14 protein-coding genes are annotated in these 12,070 nt (G+C 67.4%); 10 read left to right on the forward strand and 4 right to left on the reverse strand.

Annotated features, from left to right (window positions below):
• The first annotated feature begins 77 nt into the window (after positions 1 to 77).
• The 5 genes from AC1RJ5_RS10765 (at position 78) to AC1RJ5_RS10785 (ending at position 3,821) form a co-directional block, all read left to right on the forward strand.
• Positions 78 to 572 carry a DUF1579 family protein gene (locus tag AC1RJ5_RS10765; protein WP_269573893.1) on the forward strand — a complete coding sequence of 165 codons (495 nt, stop codon included), beginning with the start codon at positions 78 to 80 and terminating at the stop codon, positions 570 to 572.
• A 159-nt stretch (positions 573 to 731) separates the two neighbouring features.
• Positions 732 to 1,976: a BtaA family protein gene (locus AC1RJ5_RS10770; protein WP_493113255.1), complete on the forward strand. Its 1,245-nt coding sequence runs from the start codon at positions 732 to 734 to the stop codon at positions 1,974 to 1,976.
• Positions 1,973 to 2,635 (forward strand): class I SAM-dependent methyltransferase, encoded by a 663-nt coding sequence (locus AC1RJ5_RS10775; protein WP_493113257.1) that lies wholly within the window; start codon positions 1,973 to 1,975, stop codon positions 2,633 to 2,635. Before AC1RJ5_RS10770 ends, AC1RJ5_RS10775 begins: the two co-directional genes overlap by 4 nt.
• Before the next feature lie 2 nt (positions 2,636 to 2,637).
• A complete protein-coding gene (locus AC1RJ5_RS10780) occupies positions 2,638 to 3,051 on the forward strand; it encodes a response regulator transcription factor (protein WP_269573890.1) in 414 nt (137 codons plus the stop codon).
• 224 nt (positions 3,052 to 3,275) lie between these two features.
• On the forward strand, positions 3,276 to 3,821 hold the full coding sequence (locus tag AC1RJ5_RS10785) for a DUF4199 domain-containing protein (RefSeq protein ID WP_269573889.1): 546 nt from the start codon (positions 3,276 to 3,278) through the stop codon (positions 3,819 to 3,821).
• Positions 3,822 to 3,918: 97 nt separating this feature from the next.
• Here AC1RJ5_RS10785 and hemA read toward each other — a convergent pair whose 3' ends face one another.
• Positions 3,919 to 5,160, reverse strand: coding sequence for a 5-aminolevulinate synthase (gene hemA, locus AC1RJ5_RS10790; RefSeq protein ID WP_269573888.1), 1,242 nt, complete (start codon positions 5,158 to 5,160; stop codon positions 3,919 to 3,921).
• Positions 5,161 to 5,392: 232 nt separating this feature from the next.
• On the opposite strand from hemA, the gene AC1RJ5_RS10795 reads away from it, so the two are divergent.
• Positions 5,393 to 5,563, forward strand: a complete 171-nt coding sequence (locus AC1RJ5_RS10795) for a hypothetical protein (protein ID WP_269573887.1) — start codon at positions 5,393 to 5,395, stop codon at positions 5,561 to 5,563.
• A gap of 219 nt (positions 5,564 to 5,782) precedes the next feature.
• Here the strand turns inward: AC1RJ5_RS10795 and murI are convergent, their stop codons facing one another.
• Entirely contained in the window at positions 5,783 to 6,580 is a 798-nt protein-coding gene (gene murI / locus AC1RJ5_RS10800; protein ID WP_493113260.1) for a glutamate racemase, read from the reverse strand.
• A gap of 183 nt (positions 6,581 to 6,763) precedes the next feature.
• Positions 6,764 to 7,495 carry an EF-hand domain-containing protein gene (locus AC1RJ5_RS10805; protein ID WP_342251540.1) on the reverse strand — a complete coding sequence of 244 codons (732 nt, stop codon included), beginning with the start codon at positions 7,493 to 7,495 and terminating at the stop codon, positions 6,764 to 6,766.
• A 155-nt stretch (positions 7,496 to 7,650) separates the two neighbouring features.
• Here AC1RJ5_RS10805 and plsY point away from each other — a divergent pair, with 155 nt between their 5' ends.
• The 4 genes from plsY to yghU all read left to right on the forward strand — a co-directional run bounded on the left by plsY (position 7,651) and on the right by yghU (position 10,513).
• Positions 7,651 to 8,259, forward strand: a complete 609-nt coding sequence (gene plsY, locus AC1RJ5_RS10810) for a glycerol-3-phosphate 1-O-acyltransferase PlsY (protein ID WP_269573884.1) — start codon at positions 7,651 to 7,653, stop codon at positions 8,257 to 8,259.
• Positions 8,252 to 9,337, forward strand: a complete 1,086-nt coding sequence (gene dprA / locus AC1RJ5_RS10815; protein WP_493113263.1) for a DNA-processing protein DprA — start codon at positions 8,252 to 8,254, stop codon at positions 9,335 to 9,337. The genes plsY and dprA overlap by 8 nt, the downstream gene beginning before the upstream one ends.
• On the forward strand, positions 9,334 to 9,552 hold the full coding sequence (locus AC1RJ5_RS10820) for a hypothetical protein (RefSeq protein WP_493113265.1): 219 nt from the start codon (positions 9,334 to 9,336) through the stop codon (positions 9,550 to 9,552). Before dprA ends, AC1RJ5_RS10820 begins: the two co-directional genes overlap by 4 nt.
• A 67-nt stretch (positions 9,553 to 9,619) precedes the next feature.
• Positions 9,620 to 10,513 (forward strand): glutathione-dependent disulfide-bond oxidoreductase, encoded by an 894-nt coding sequence (gene yghU / locus AC1RJ5_RS10825; protein WP_493113267.1) that lies wholly within the window; start codon positions 9,620 to 9,622, stop codon positions 10,511 to 10,513.
• On the opposite strand, the gene AC1RJ5_RS10830 is transcribed toward yghU, so the two are convergent.
• Positions 10,510 to 12,042, reverse strand: coding sequence for a DUF4403 family protein (locus tag AC1RJ5_RS10830; protein WP_493113269.1), 1,533 nt, complete (start codon positions 12,040 to 12,042; stop codon positions 10,510 to 10,512). The two genes, yghU and AC1RJ5_RS10830, sit on opposite strands and share 4 nt — an antisense overlap.
• Between the last annotated feature and the right edge of the window lie 28 nt (positions 12,043 to 12,070).

Raw genomic sequence — 12,070 nt, forward strand, 5'->3', positions numbered from 1 at the left:
GAACTGCTTGGGTTTATGCTCTGGCCGCCCTTGCCCTGCCCGCCGCCGCGCAGGCCCAGGCCGCCGACAAGAGCGCGATGGCCGCGCAGGTGGAAGCCGCGCACAGGCTCGACTGGATGCACGGCAAATGGCGCGGCGAGGCGCGGATGAAGATGCCGGGGGCGCCGGAGCATGTGGTCGTCCATACCGAGCGGGTCGGCACGCTGCTCGACGGCACGATCACGGTGATCGAGGGCAAGTCGTTCAACCCGGACGGCAGCGTGCCGTTCAACGCCTTTGCCGTGGTCTCCTATGATCCGCAGACCAAGGCCTATGTGATGAACAGCCATACCGGCGGGCGTTCGGGCAATTTTCCGCTCGCGGTCAGCGAAACCGGCAAGGGCTATAGCTGGGAAGTACCGGCCGGGCCCAAGGCCAGGGTGCGCTACACTGCGGTGTTCGACGGCACGACCTGGACCGAGACCGGCGATTTCGTTGCCGAGGGGCAGCCGGGGCGGCCCTTCTTCAAGATGGTGCTCAAGCGGGTCGGCGACAGCGACTGGCCGATGGCCGGAAGCATGACACGGGATTGATTTTACTGGGCTCCTGCCACTAGGGGCGCCTCGGGGGGTAGCGACGCAAGGGACGTTGCGGGTGCTGCCATGAGCCCCTAAAGTGACGCCGGTTCGTCACAAAGGGGTAATAGGGCGTGGCGGACCACCGCTCGCCCGCGGGGCGTCCAGGAGCTACTGATGGGTTCGATTACCAAGACGCCGAAGAATGTCGCCGTCCGCGGCGCCGTGCATCGCCATGAGCACATGACCAAGGAAGGCCTGCTCGAGCGCGCCTTTACCTTCGCGTTCCGCGGGCTCGTCTACCCGCAGATCTGGGAAGACCCGGTGATCGACATGGAAGCGCTGCAGCTCCAGCCGGATCATCACATGGTCACCATCGCCTCGGGCGGCTGCAATGTCTTCTCGTACCTGACGGCAGACCCGGCGAAGATCACCGCGGTGGACCTGAACCCGGCGCATATCGCGCTCAACAACCTCAAGAAGCAGGCGGCGCTGAACCTGCCCGATTACGCAGCGTTCCACCGCTTCTTCGGCCAGGCCAACAAGGCCGAGAATGTCGAGGCCTATCGCCAGCATATCGCGCCGCACCTCGATGCGCCGTATCGCGACTATTGGGAGCGCCGCGGCCTGAACGGCACCCGCCGCATCGATGCGTTCAAGCACGGCTTCTACAAATACGGCCTGCTCGGCCGGCTGATCGGCTTCGTCCACTGGCTGGCGAACCGCTACGGCATCGATCCGCGCGAGATCCTCGCCGCGAAGAACATCGAGGAGCAGCGCCAGATCTTCGAGACGCGCTTCGCGCCGTTCTTCGAGAAGAAGTTCCTGCGCTGGCTGGTCGACCAGCCCGCCGCGCTGTTCGGCTTCGGCATCCCGCCGGCGCAATATGACCTGCTCAAGGTCGACGATCAGGCCGGGATCACCGGGGCGCTGCGCAGCCGCCTGCGCAAGCTCGCCTGCGACTTCGACCTGAAGGACAATTTCTACGCCTGGCAGGCGTTCGGCCGCGGCTATGGCGAAGGGCCGGACGCGCCGCTGCCGCCGTACCTCGAGGCGAAGAACTGGGACGTGGTGCGCGAACGCGCCAACCGCGTCGAGATCCGCCACACCAACTATGCCGATTATCTCGAGACGATGCCGGCCCAGTCGCTCGACCGCTATATCCTGCTCGACGCGCAGGACTGGATGACGGACGAGCAGCTGACCCGCATCTGGGGCGAGATCACCCGCACCGCCAAGCCGGGCGCGCGCGTGCTCTATCGCACCGCGGCGATCCCCGATGTGGTGAAGGGTCATATTCCCGACGAGCTGATGAACCAGTGGGAATATGAGGACCAGGCCAAGCTCGACGACTGGACGCGCCGCGACCGCTCGTCGGTCTATGGCGCGACGCACGTCTGGACGCTGAAGCCGCACGCATGAGCGCCGCCACGGGGGACGCCGACCAGAAGGGGCTGATGGACGCGACCTATGCGCTCCATCGCCACTTCTACGACTTCACGCGAAAGTTCTACCTGCTGGGGCGCGACGCGCTGATCCGCGGGCTGAACCCGCCCAAGGGCGGCACGGTGCTGGAGGTCGGCTGCGGCACGGCGCGCAACCTGATCGTGGCGGCGAAGCGCTTCCCCGAGGCGCGCTTCTATGGCTTCGACATCAGCGAGGCGATGCTGGAGACAGCGCGCGCTTCGGTCGAGAAGAACGGCCTCAGCGGCAAGATCACGCTGGCGCAGGGCGATGCCGGCGCGTTCGACGTGAACGCGCTGTTCGGGGTCGACAAGCTCGACCGGGTGTTCATGAGCTACACGCTCTCGATGATCCCGCCCTGGGTGGAAGCGATCGAGCTGGGCGCGAAGGCGCTGGCGCCGGGCGGCAGCCTGCACATCGTCGATTTCGGCCAGTATGAGAAGCTGCCCAAGTTCGCCAAGCGGCTGCACTTCAAGTCGCTCAACGACTTCCACGTCTACCCGCGCGACACGCTGCCCGCGGTGCTCAAGCGCATCGCCGAGGAGGAAGGGCTGCGGCTCGACTTCCGCTCGACCCTGCGCGGCTATGTGTGGAGCGCAACGCTGACGCGGGACTGAGCTTGGCCCGGCGCATCGTCCTGTACGGCGCGCTGCTCGCGGCGGGGACGCTGCTGCTCCAATGGCTCGACTACCAGCGGCTGGTGCGCTCGCACATCGGCGACGTCTATGTGTTCCTGATCGCGGGTGGCTTCCTGGCGCTGGGCGTCTGGCTCGGCGTGCGCGGGATCGCCCGGCCGGCCCCGCGCGGGTTCGACGGCAATCCGCAGGCGGTGGCGGCGCTGGGGCTCTCGCCGCGCGAGCTGGAAGTGCTCGAGGAACTGCTCGCCGGGCGATCGAACCAGGAAATCGCCGACGCGCTGGGCGTGTCGCTCAACACGGTGAAAACGCATGTCGCGCGGCTGCTCGAGAAGCTGGGCGCGAAGCGGCGGGGGGACGCCGTGGCACGGGCGCGCGAACTGGGAATCGTTCGGTAAAGCCCCCTCCCTGGAAGGGAGGGGTCAGGGGCGGGTCGCGTCCAGGCTTACCGAGGCGACAGGGATGCGGGCGCAGTATCGCGGTCATCCACCCACCCCCAGCCCCTCCCTTCCAGGGAGGGGAGCATGCCGGTTTCACGCAAATCATCCTTTCGGGGGATTGCCCGCCCGGCTTGCGGTGCGGCTGATCGGGGCGCAACCTGATACCCGAGGGGAGAAACGAAATGCTGCGCACCATCCTGATCTATGGCGTGATCGGCGGGCTGATCGCCGGGGGCGTGCTGTCCGTCGTCGTGCTCAACTTCGAAGGCGCCACCGGCCAGTACGGCATGGCGATCGGCTACCTGATCATGCTGATCGGCCTGAGCACCATCTTCCTGGCAATCAAGCGCCAGCGCGACGTGGCGGGCGGCGGCGTGATCCGCTTCCTGCCCGCGCTCGGCATGGGGCTGGCGATCAGCCTGGTCGCGGGCATCGTCTATGCGATCTGCTGGGACCTGGCGCTCGCCACGATCGGCATCGACGCGTTCATCGACAAGTTCGCCGGGGCGATGCTCGAGGGCAAGAGCGGCGCAGAACTGGCCAAGGCGCAGGCGGAGATGGAAGGCTTCCGCACCGCCTATCACAACCCGTTCTTCCGGCTGCCGATGACCTTCACCGAGATCTTCCCGGTGGGCGTGATCGTGTCGCTGGTATCGGCGCTACTGCTCCGCAACAGCCGCTTCCTGCCGGCGGCACGGGTGGAGGAAGAGCAAAGCTCGGAAGCGTGAACAACCTCGCTCCCCGGCGAAAGCCGGGGCCCAGGACCGCAAGCAAGTCGGATGAGAAACCCTGGGCCCCGGCTTTCGCCGGGGAACAGGAAGGAAATCACGCCGCGCGGCGGAGTTCCATGCGGCCCCAGATCTCGACCAGCGCATCGACCAGCTCGCGCATCATGCTCTCGTCATGCGCGGGGCCGGGCGTGAAACGCAGGCGCTCGGTGCCGCGCGGGACCGTCGGGTAATTGATCGGCTGGACGTAGACGCCATATTCGGCGAGCAGGATGTCGCTGATCTTCTTGGCCTTGACCGGATCACCGACCATCAGCGGCACGATGTGCGTGGTCGATGGCATCACCGGCAGCCCGGCCTCGGCCATCATCGCCTTCAGCTTGGCGGCCGCGGCCTGCTGGCCGTCGCGCTCTTCCGACGAGCCCTTGAGGTGGCGCACGCTGGCCAGCGCGCCGGCGACGAGCACCGGCGACAGCGAAGTGGTGAAGATGAAGCCCGGCGCATAGCTGCGGATCACGTCGATGATCATCTGGTCGGCCGCGATATAGCCGCCCATCACGCCGAACGCCTTGCCGAGCGTGCCCTCGATGATCGTCAGCCGATCAGCCAGGCCTTCCCGGTCCGAGATGCCGCCCCCGCGCGCGCCGTACATGCCGACGGCATGGACCTCGTCGAGATAGGTCAGCGCATTGTACTTGTCGGCCAGGTCGCAGATCTCGGCGATCGGGGCGATATCGGCGTCCATCGAATAGACCGACTCGAAGGCGATCAGCTTGGGGACGCCCGGATCGTCCGCCGCGAGCAGTTCCTCGAGATGCGCCAGGTCATTGTGGCGGAAGACGCGCTTCTCACAGCCCGAATTGCGGATGCCGGCGATCATCGAGGCGTGGTTGAGCTCGTCCGAATAGACGATGCAGCCCGGCAGTACCTTGGCGAGCGTGGAGAGCGTCGCTTCGTTCGAAACATAGCCCGAGGTGAAGAGCAGCGCGTTCTGCTTGCCGTGGAGATCGGCGAGCTCATGCTCGAGATCGACATGGTAGTGCGTGTTGCCGCCGATGTTGCGCGTGCCGCCCGAGCCCGCGCCGACGTCGTGGAGGGCTTCCTCCATCGCCGCGATCACCTTCGGGTGCTGGCCCATCGCCAGATAGTCGTTCGAGCACCAGACGGTGATCGGCTTCGGGCCGTTATGGCCGGCGAAGCAGCGCGCATTGGGGAACATGCCCTTGTTGCGCAAAATATCGATGAAGACGCGGTAGCGGCCCTCGGCATGCAGCCGGTCGATCGCGGACGTGAAAACCCGGGAATAGTCGACGGGCGCTGTGCTGTCTGCGCTGTGCATAACGTGTTCCTACCGCCAAAGTCCGGCGATTTCCAGTTGGACATAATGCCTAATCGGACCGGAATTTAGCGCCTTTGATCCAAAGCAAAATCCGGTTTGGACGGAATTGATATGCGTTGGTTCGGAAGTCGATCCCGCTGTGGTACATTGATCCCATCGCGGGCGAGTCGGCACCCAAGCATAGCCCGCGGCTGAGAGACTAGGGCTCCCGCTTGCGTATGGAGCATCCGCAATGAGCGCGAGAGACATAGAATATTACCGGAAACGCGAGCGCGAGGAGCGCGAGCATGCGGCGCGCGCCGACGACACCACGGCGCGGCGCGTGCACCAGGAAATGGCTGAACGCTATTCGGCGCGGCTGCGCGACATGGTCGCGACGGTGCCGGTGGCGCAGCAGGCCTGAGGGCGGATTCCCGGAGGCCTGGCAGCTAGCGCCGGCCCGGATGTGTCCCTTATCCTATTCCGTCATCCCCGCGAAGGCGGGGATCCAGAGTCGCAAGCAAATGGTGCGCGGCACGCTTTAGTGTATCCGTTCAGCACAGGTCCGATTGCTTCCTTCGCCCGAACTACCCTGGATCCCCGCCTTCGCGGGGATGACGGTGTGATGGGTGTGCGGCCCAGCCTATAGCGACTCGACCACGCCCAGCCCGTAGCGCGCCAGCGCGGGGGCGAGCGCTTCGGTGCGAACACTGCGGGCAGTGAAGACCGCCTTGCCTGGAATCGGCGCGGCCGGCCATTCCTGCCCTTCCGTAAGATAGGCGACGCGGCGAGCGATGCCGGGACCGCCATCGACGAACCGGACCGGATGCGGCGCAGCGGCGGCGAGTTCGGCCTCGACCAGCGGGAAATGGGTGCAGGCGTTGACGATCACGTCGATGCGGTCGCCCTCCGGTTGGTCGAACAGCCCGTCCAGCACCGCGCGCATCCGCTCGGGCACCGGCGCCACCCCTTCCAGCGCTGCCTCGGCAATCTCGACCAGTTCGGCCGAGCCGTGGCGCAGCACGGTGGAATCGCCGGCGAAGCGCGCGGCGAGATCGTCGACATAGGGCTGACGGACGGTCGCCTCGGTGCCGAGCACACCGATCACGCGGCTCTGGCTGATTTCGGCGGCGGGCTTGATCGCGGGGACGGTGCCGACGATCGGCACGTCGAGCGCGGCGCGGACATGCTGGAGCGCGATCGTCGAAGCGGTGTTGCAGGCGATGACGATCAGGCGCGGATCATAGCGCTCCGCCAGTCGCCCGAGCAGCGCCGGCACGCGTGCGGCGATCTCGCCTTCGCTGCGGGTGCCATAAGGGAAGCCCGCCGAATCCGCGACATAGACCAGCGGCGCGTGCGGCAGCAGCGCGGCGGTGGGCGCCAGCACCGAAAGCCCGCCCATGCCGGAATCGAAGAACAAGATGGGGCGATTGTCGATCATCGCCGCGGGGCATGGCTCCGCAGCCGGTGAGCGTCAACCGCCCCGAGTTTCGGAAACACCCCCGAGGGGGATCTCATCTGGCCTCGATTCCCCAGACGCTGCGCGTGGCGCCTGGCCTTGAGGCAACTCAATCCTCCCCCGGAGGGGGAGGATTGCAGCACTACCGCGGTCGACGGGCTCAAATCAGTTGCGCGGCTTCCAGTTGGCCGGGATGCCCATGGCGAGGACCATCGGGCGGCGCGTGGCGATATATTCGTCCTTGCTCACCTTGCCGTCGCCATTGGTGTCGAAGCGGGCGAGGAACATCCGGCCGCCCTGCTCCGCCCCGACATCCTTGCGCGGGCCGTTGTTGACGCTGACCGAAGCGCGCGGCGCTTCGTTTGCCTCGAGATAGCCCGACTTGTCCTTGTCCATCGTCGCGAAGCTCTGCGCGAGATAGGCCGTGGCCTGCTCCGGCGTGGCCGGCACGAACGGCCCGTCATACATCTTCATCTTCTGCTGGGGCGCCTGCGCGCTCTGCTGCGGTGCCGGGGCGCCGGGCAACGTGAGGGCCAGCGCGGCCGCCGCGATCGTGATGCTCATTGCAATTCCTCCAATCCACCACCGGCGCCTTCCGCCGGAGACGGGACCGGCATGCAGCGGCCGGGACGGCGCGGCGAGGTCCGGCGCATGGGGTACCAGCGCCTGGGACCCGGACTGCGACTCTGCCTGGACGAGCAGCCGCGCCGCCTGGAGCGAGGAGGAGAGGCCGAGCTTGGTGCGGGCCATCTTGAGCCGCTTCTCCACCGCGTGCGGCGAGACGCCGAGCTCGATCGCCATTTCCTTGGCGGTCTGGGGAAGCAGGCGGCGGCGCAGGCATTCCTTTTCGTTTTCGGTCAGCCGGCTGATCGCCGCCTGCATTCGCTCATCCAGCACCAAACGCTCCCCGACACCCGCAGCACCCACGCACTTCGTCGCGCCACGCTAGGGCAAAGTCGAGTTTCGCCCAAGTCGGAGCGATTGGTACCCCATCCACATTGCGCGGCCGTGGCCAGCCACTATGTTGGCACCGGATTGGGGGAGCGGATTTCTTGACCTTCGAAACTGCCATCGGCCCGGCCGGCGTATTGCTGCTCGGTTATCTGCTCGGCTCGATTCCATTCGGCCTGTTGCTGACGCGCTTCTTCGGCGCGGGCGACCTGCGCCAGATCGGCTCGGGCAATATCGGCGCGACCAATGTGCTGCGTACCGGCCGCAAGGGACTGGCGGCGGCGACGCTGCTGCTCGACCTGGCCAAGGGCGCGGCGGCGGTGCTGATCGCAGGCGCGCTGATCCCCGGTGGCGGCGTGCTGGGCGGCCTGGCCGCGTTCATCGGCCATTGCTACCCCGTCTGGCTCAAGTTCAACGGCGGCAAGGGCGTGGCGACGATGATGGGCGTCGTGCTCGCGCTCCACTGGCCCTCGGGCATCGTCTTCGCGGCGGTGTGGCTCGGGCTGCTGGCGGCGCTGCGCATCTCCTCGCTCGCCGGCATGAGCGCGGCGATCAGCGCGCCGGTGAGCGCGGCGTTCTTCGGGCGGATCGACCTGGTGCTGATGCTGCTCGCGCTGGCAATGATCGTGCTGTGGAAGCACCGCGCCAATATCGACCGGCTGCTCAACGGCACCGAACCGCGCGTCGGCGGCAGCAAGAAAAGTGCCTGACAGGCGCGAGGCACAGCTCAGGCTGCTGCGCTCCGCCAATATCGGCCCGGTTACCTATCGCCAGCTGATCGCCCGCTTCGGCAATGCCGAGGCGGCGCTCGATGCCTTGCCGACGCTTGCCGCCCGGGGCGGTGGGCGCGCGCCGGTGATCGCCGATGCGGGCGCGGTGCGGCGCGAGATCGCGACGGTCGAGAAGCTCTGCGCCCGCTACCTGTTCCTGGGCGAGGACGACTATCCACCGCTGCTCGCCGAGCTCGACAGCGCCCCGCCGGCGCTGATCCTGCGCGGGCGGCTGGCGCTGCTCGATCGGCCGGCGGTGGCGATCGTCGGTGCGCGCAATGCCTCCGCCGCCGCCTGCCGCTTCGCCCGGCAGATCGCGCTGGGACTGGCCGAGGCAGGGGTGACGGTGGTCTCCGGGCTGGCGCGCGGGATCGACACGGCCGCGCATATCGGATCGCTGGGCGGTGGCACCGTCGGCGTGATCGCCAGCGGGATCGACATCGCCTTTCCGCCCGAAAATGCCGAGCTGCAGGAACGGGTGGCGCGCGACGGGCTGCTGCTGGCCGAGCAGCCGCCGGGCACCGAGCCGCTGGCCCGCTTCTTCCCCTCGCGCAACCGGATCATCGCCGGGCTGGCGCTGGGCACGGTGGTGGTGGAGGCGGCACCGCGATCGGGCTCGCTGATCACCGCGCGGATCGCGGCCGAGGCGGGGCGCGACGTGATGGCCGTCCCCGGCTCGCCGCTCGACCCGCGGGCGCAAGGCTGCAACCTGCTGATCCGCGAGGGCGCGACTCTGGTGCAGGGCGTGGACGACATCCTCGAGATGGTCCGCCCGATAGATCCGCGCGCGGTGCGGGCTCCGGCCAGCGGCTGGCAGGGTCCGCCGCCCGAGGACGCAAGCGATGCGGACCGGCGCGTGGTGGCAGGGCTGCTCGGGCCGGTGGCGGTGAGCGTGGACGAGCTGATCCGGCAATCGGGGTTGGCCCCGGCGGTGGTGCAGACCGTCCTGCTCGAACTGGAGCTGGGCGGGCGGCTGGAGCGGCACGGCGGCGGGCGCGTCAGCCTGATTTCCGCATGATCTATGTGGCTTTCGCCTTGCTGCTCGTGTTCACGGGCTTTTTCGTACGCGAGACCATCGTCTCCCTGCGTCGCGGCGCAGTTCACAACCGTGGGCAGCGCTATGGCCGGCGGGAGCGGCCGATCCTGTTCTGGTCCGGCATTTTCGCATGGGTCCTGAACGCATCCGTGGGCGCCTTGTTCTTCGTAATGCTCGCCCTGTCGGAACCGCGCTGATTTCGCCCTAGCAAGTTTCGGGACCGTTCCTACATCGCCGCGGCAACCTCTCCCCAAGGAGCCCGACATGGCCGACGCACCCGATCCCGCCAACAACCAGCCCGCCGGCTATGTCCCGCCCAAGGTCTGGGTTTGGGAAGCCGGCAATGGCGGCGCCTTTGCCAGCATAAACCGGCCGGTCTCGGGCGCGACCCATGAGAAGGTGCTGCCGGTCGGCGAACATCCGATCCAGCTCTATTCGCTCGGCACGCCCAACGGCCAGAAGGTGACGATCATGCTCGAGGAGCTGCTCGCCGCCGGCCATGCGGGCGCCGAATATGACGCCTGGAAGATCAATATCGGCGAGGGCGACCAGTTCGGCAGCGGGTTTGTCGGGATCAATCCGAACTCGAAGATCCCCGCGATGGTCGATCATTCGGTGGACCCGTCGATCAGCGTGTTCGAGAGCGGCGCGATCCTGGTCTATCTGGCCGAGAAGTTCGGTGCGTTCCTGCCGACCGACCCGGCCAGGCGCGCGGCGACGATGAGCTGGCTGATGTGGCAGATGGGCTCGGCGCCGTTCCTGGGCGGCGGCTTCGGCCATTTCTTCGCCTATGCGCCGTTCAAGATCCAGTACGCGATCGATCGCTATGCGATGGAAGTGAAGCGCCAGCTGCACGTGCTCGACACACACCTGGCGAAGAACAAGTTCATGGTCGGCGACGAATATACGATCGCCGACATCGCGATCTGGCCCTGGTATGGCGGCGTGGCGCGCGGCGATGCCTATGCGGGTGCCGCCGAATTCCTCAACATCGGCGAGTATGCGCATTTCAACCGCTGGGCCGCCGAAGTGGGCGAACGCGAGGCAGTGCAGCGCGGGCGGCTGGTCAATCGCGGCAGTGGGCCCGAGGACCAGCGGGTGCCCGAGCGCCACTCGGCGGCGGATATCGATGCGGTTCGGGCGAAGATGCTGGCCTAACGGCCGACATACTCCACTCGCGCGGTCCCAGAGGCCCAGACGGGCAGGTAGAGCCCCTGCCCGCTGGCCTTGATCGCGCCGGTGCGGACATCGGCGATGTCGGCGCGAATCAGAAAGTCGCCGGCGCGCTTGCGGACGATCGCGCGGCGGACCTTGCCGAGCAGCTTCTCGAAGTCACGGGTGAAGTTCTGGGTGAGCTCGCCGGCCAGAACCTCGGACACCGCCGGCGCCTGGACAAGGCGGACGAGCAGGTCGCCGCCGATCCCGTCGGTATCGCCGTTCACCGCCAGCTGCTCGAAATGGACACGCTGCGAGCCCGGCGTGTTGACCGGCACCGCGGTGAGCCAGACCAGGCCGTGCGTCTCGGTGGTGCTGTTCTGTGGGCGCGCGGCGATGGTCAGGCCGACCGCGATGCGGCCGCCGGTGGTGCCATAGCCGGTGACCTTGTCGAACCGCGCCACCACCGGACCGATGCCTGGCAGCTCGAACGGGCGGACGGCGCGCTTGGCCAGCGCCTTTTTCAGCACGGGCTCGAGCTGGGCGTAATCGGCGATCACCGGAATGAAGAATTCGAGCTTCGATCCGGCGGCGTCGTGGCCAAGCGGGGGCAAGGGGGAGGGATTCGGATCCTCGGGGCGCGGGCCGACAAATGTCTCGGTAAGCGCCGACAAACCGAGGCTGAGGCGCAGGCGATTGCCGGAAAGGCTGTACCCGCCATAGCTAAGCTTCTGCGGCGTGATCCGCATCCAGACGGGCGGGTTCTGCTCGTTCAGCTCGAGCGAGGTGAAGCTCTGCCGCCAGGCATCGGCGACGCGGGCGCGGATGTTCACCTTCGCGATCTCCTGCGGCAGCTTGCGCTCGAGATCGCGGACAATGGGGCCGAGCTTCTCGTCGGCCTTGTCGGTGAAGGTGATGCGGCGCCCGAGGAAATCGATGCCGGGCGGGGTGGTCCAGCTATAGGCGAGGCGGACGGTGGCGCGCGGCTGCCAATTGTCGGTGACAGACAAGCGGATGCGCGCGCGGACCATTGCCGATCCGGTCGCGGTCTCGCCCTTGAGGAAGCCGCCGACATGGCGCGCGGCGATATTGGCGCGGATCGGCACATCGGCGACGATGTCCTTGCCCTCGCCGCGCAGGCGGATCGCGGAGCGAGTGACGGTGCCGACCACGGTGCAGCCGAGATCGGGGCTGACCTTGATCTTCGCCTTGAACAGCTTGACCCGCTGGGCGGGCACGCATTTGTCGATCTGCTGGTTGATCGACCAGAGCGTGCGCGGCACCGCCTGCTCGATCGCGCGGCTGATCACCGAGACATGGACGTCGAGCGGCACATCGATCGCGGAGACCTGCTTCGGTACCTCGACCTGATCGGAAGCGCGCGGCGGCGGCTCTACCTTCCCTTCGAGCCTGGCACGCAGCCAGAGATACCCGCCACCGACGCTGGCCAGCAGGAGCACGAGGATGCTTCCGAATATCCACCAGCCGCGATGCCCGCTGCGCGGCGGCGGCGAAACAGTCTCGTCGAGCAATCTTTGGCTCCCCCTGGACGTGCCGAAG

This window comes from Sphingomonas sp. GW822-FHT03G08 (assembly GCF_058801135.1).

What these genes read in the sequence shown, in the direction of transcription:
- AC1RJ5_RS10775 (WP_493113257.1), top strand. Translation starts at nt 1,973, where the DNA reads ATGAGCGCCGCCACGGGGGACGCCGACCAGAAGGGGCTGATGGACGCG.
- murI (WP_493113260.1), bottom strand. Translation starts at nt 6,580, where the DNA reads ATGATCGACAATCGCCCCATCTTGTTCTTCGATTCCGGCATGGGCGGG.
- AC1RJ5_RS10770 (WP_493113255.1), top strand. Translation starts at nt 732, where the DNA reads ATGGGTTCGATTACCAAGACGCCGAAGAATGTCGCCGTCCGCGGCGCC.
- hemA (WP_269573888.1), bottom strand. Translation starts at nt 5,160, where the DNA reads ATGCACAGCGCAGACAGCACAGCGCCCGTCGACTATTCCCGGGTTTTC.
- AC1RJ5_RS10795 (WP_269573887.1), top strand. Translation starts at nt 5,393, where the DNA reads ATGAGCGCGAGAGACATAGAATATTACCGGAAACGCGAGCGCGAGGAG.
- AC1RJ5_RS10820 (WP_493113265.1), top strand. Translation starts at nt 9,334, where the DNA reads ATGATCTATGTGGCTTTCGCCTTGCTGCTCGTGTTCACGGGCTTTTTC.
- yghU (WP_493113267.1), top strand. Translation starts at nt 9,620, where the DNA reads ATGGCCGACGCACCCGATCCCGCCAACAACCAGCCCGCCGGCTATGTC.
- AC1RJ5_RS10785 (WP_269573889.1), top strand. Translation starts at nt 3,276, where the DNA reads ATGCTGCGCACCATCCTGATCTATGGCGTGATCGGCGGGCTGATCGCC.
- AC1RJ5_RS10765 (WP_269573893.1), top strand. Translation starts at nt 78, where the DNA reads ATGGCCGCGCAGGTGGAAGCCGCGCACAGGCTCGACTGGATGCACGGC.